The 2,671-nt window shown below is 57.2% G+C and carries 2 rRNA genes (1 of these 2 running past the window's edge); both read right to left on the bottom strand.

The annotated features are described in order from the left end of the window. A 23S ribosomal RNA gene (locus ACFWB8_RS36665) occupies positions 1 to 633 on the bottom strand (it extends 2,670 nt beyond the left edge of the window). 287 nt (positions 634 to 920) lie between these two features. Further along, a 16S ribosomal RNA gene (locus ACFWB8_RS36670) occupies positions 921 to 2,445 on the bottom strand. The 16S and 23S rRNA genes sit together here, the layout of an rRNA operon. Positions 2,446 to 2,671 lie beyond the last annotated feature (226 nt).

A 2,671-nucleotide genomic window follows, 5' to 3' on the forward strand; every position in this document is an offset into this window, starting at 1 on the left:
GAGCGACGCTCCCACGGCTTGTAGGCACACGGTTTCAGGTACTATTTCACTCCGCTCCCGCGGTACTTTTCACCATTCCCTCACGGTACTATCCGCTATCGGTCACCAGGGAATATTTAGGCTTAGCGGGTGGTCCCGCCAGATTCACACGGGATTTCTCGGGCCCCGTGCTACTTGGGAGATTCTTAAGCAAGCCGCTGATGTTTCGTCTACGGGGGTCTTACCCTCTACGCCGGACCTTTCGCATGTCCTTCGACTACATCAACGGTTTCTGACTCGCCGACCGGCCGGCAGACCGGTCAAAAGAATTCCCACAACCCCGCATGCGCAACCCCTGCCGGGTATCACACGCATACGGTTTGGCCTCATCCGGTTTCGCTCGCCACTACTCCCGGAATCACGGTTGTTTTCTCTTCCTGCGGGTACTGAGATGTTTCACTTCCCCGCGTTCCCTCCACACTGCCTATGTGTTCAGCAGTGGGTGACAGCCCATGACGACTGCCGGGTTTCCCCATTCGGACACCCCCGGATCAAAGCTCAGTTGGCAGCTCCCCGGGGCCTATCGCGGCCTCTCACGTCCTTCATCGGTTCCTGGTGCCAAGGCATCCACCGTGTGCCCTTAAAAACTTGGCCTACAGATGCTCGCGTCCACTGTGTAGTTCTCAAGCAACGACCAGCCACCCATCACCCCACCAGACAAGCTGGCGAGTTCACTGGGGCCGGCATCGCAGAAGGACAGCCTTTCGGCCGTACCCTCAGATACCCAACAACGTGCCAAGCACGATCCCCGCCACCATCACTGTTTTCCACGCCGAAGCAGTACTTACAGGATGTTTTGGAAACCGTGCCAACTAATCAACGTTCCACCCATGAGCTGACCGTGCAGAACATTTGTCTGCAATCGGTACTGTGCTCCTTAGAAAGGAGGTGATCCAGCCGCACCTTCCGGTACGGCTACCTTGTTACGACTTCGTCCCAATCGCCAGTCCCACCTTCGACAGCTCCCTCCCTTACGGGTTGGGCCACCGGCTTCGGGTGTTACCGACTTTCGTGACGTGACGGGCGGTGTGTACAAGGCCCGGGAACGTATTCACCGCAGCAATGCTGATCTGCGATTACTAGCAACTCCGACTTCATGGGGTCGAGTTGCAGACCCCAATCCGAACTGAGACCGGCTTTTTGAGATTCGCTCCACCTCACGGTATCGCAGCTCATTGTACCGGCCATTGTAGCACGTGTGCAGCCCAAGACATAAGGGGCATGATGACTTGACGTCGTCCCCACCTTCCTCCGAGTTGACCCCGGCGGTCTCCTGTGAGTCCCCATCACCCCGAAGGGCATGCTGGCAACACAGGACAAGGGTTGCGCTCGTTGCGGGACTTAACCCAACATCTCACGACACGAGCTGACGACAGCCATGCACCACCTGTATACCGACCACAAGGGGGGCACTATCTCTAATGCTTTCCGGTATATGTCAAGCCTTGGTAAGGTTCTTCGCGTTGCGTCGAATTAAGCCACATGCTCCGCTGCTTGTGCGGGCCCCCGTCAATTCCTTTGAGTTTTAGCCTTGCGGCCGTACTCCCCAGGCGGGGAACTTAATGCGTTAGCTGCGGCACCGACGACGTGGAATGTCGCCAACACCTAGTTCCCAACGTTTACGGCGTGGACTACCAGGGTATCTAATCCTGTTCGCTCCCCACGCTTTCGCTCCTCAGCGTCAGTAATGGCCCAGAGATCCGCCTTCGCCACCGGTGTTCCTCCTGATATCTGCGCATTTCACCGCTACACCAGGAATTCCGATCTCCCCTACCACACTCTAGCTAGCCCGTATCGAATGCAGACCCGAGGTTAAGCCTCGGGCTTTCACATCCGACGTGACAAGCCGCCTACGAGCTCTTTACGCCCAATAATTCCGGACAACGCTTGCGCCCTACGTATTACCGCGGCTGCTGGCACGTAGTTAGCCGGCGCTTCTTCTGCAGGTACCGTCACTTTCGCTTCTTCCCTGCTGAAAGAGGTTTACAACCCGAAGGCCGTCATCCCTCACGCGGCGTCGCTGCATCAGGCTTTCGCCCATTGTGCAATATTCCCCACTGCTGCCTCCCGTAGGAGTCTGGGCCGTGTCTCAGTCCCAGTGTGGCCGGTCGCCCTCTCAGGCCGGCTACCCGTCGTCGCCTTGGTGGGCCATTACCCCACCAACAAGCTGATAGGCCGCGGGCTCATCCTTCACCGCCGGAGCTTTCAACCCCCGCCCATGCAGGCAGGAGTATTATCCGGTATTAGACCCCGTTTCCAGGGCTTGTCCCAGAGTGAAGGGCAGATTGCCCACGTGTTACTCACCCGTTCGCCACTAATCCACCCCGAAGGGCTTCATCGTTCGACTTGCATGTGTTAAGCACGCCGCCAGCGTTCGTCCTGAGCCAGGATCAAACTCTCCATGAATGTTTACCCGTAATCGGGTGCACACGCACTTAGAGCGGGACAGTCATGTCGGAATAAGACCGACCGTCCACTGCGTCCTCGCTGTGTAATTGCCTGCAAGTACCGCCCGAAGGCTGCCTTACAGGTCTTTTTCAAAGGAACCTCATCCACCGAAATGGACGGGGTATCAACTTTTGGCGTTGATTTTTGGCACGCTGTTGAGTTCTCAAGGAACGGACGCTTCCTT

The organism is Streptomyces sp. NPDC060031 (assembly GCF_042736805.1).
GTDB lineage: Bacteria > Actinomycetota > Actinomycetes > Streptomycetales > Streptomycetaceae > Streptomyces.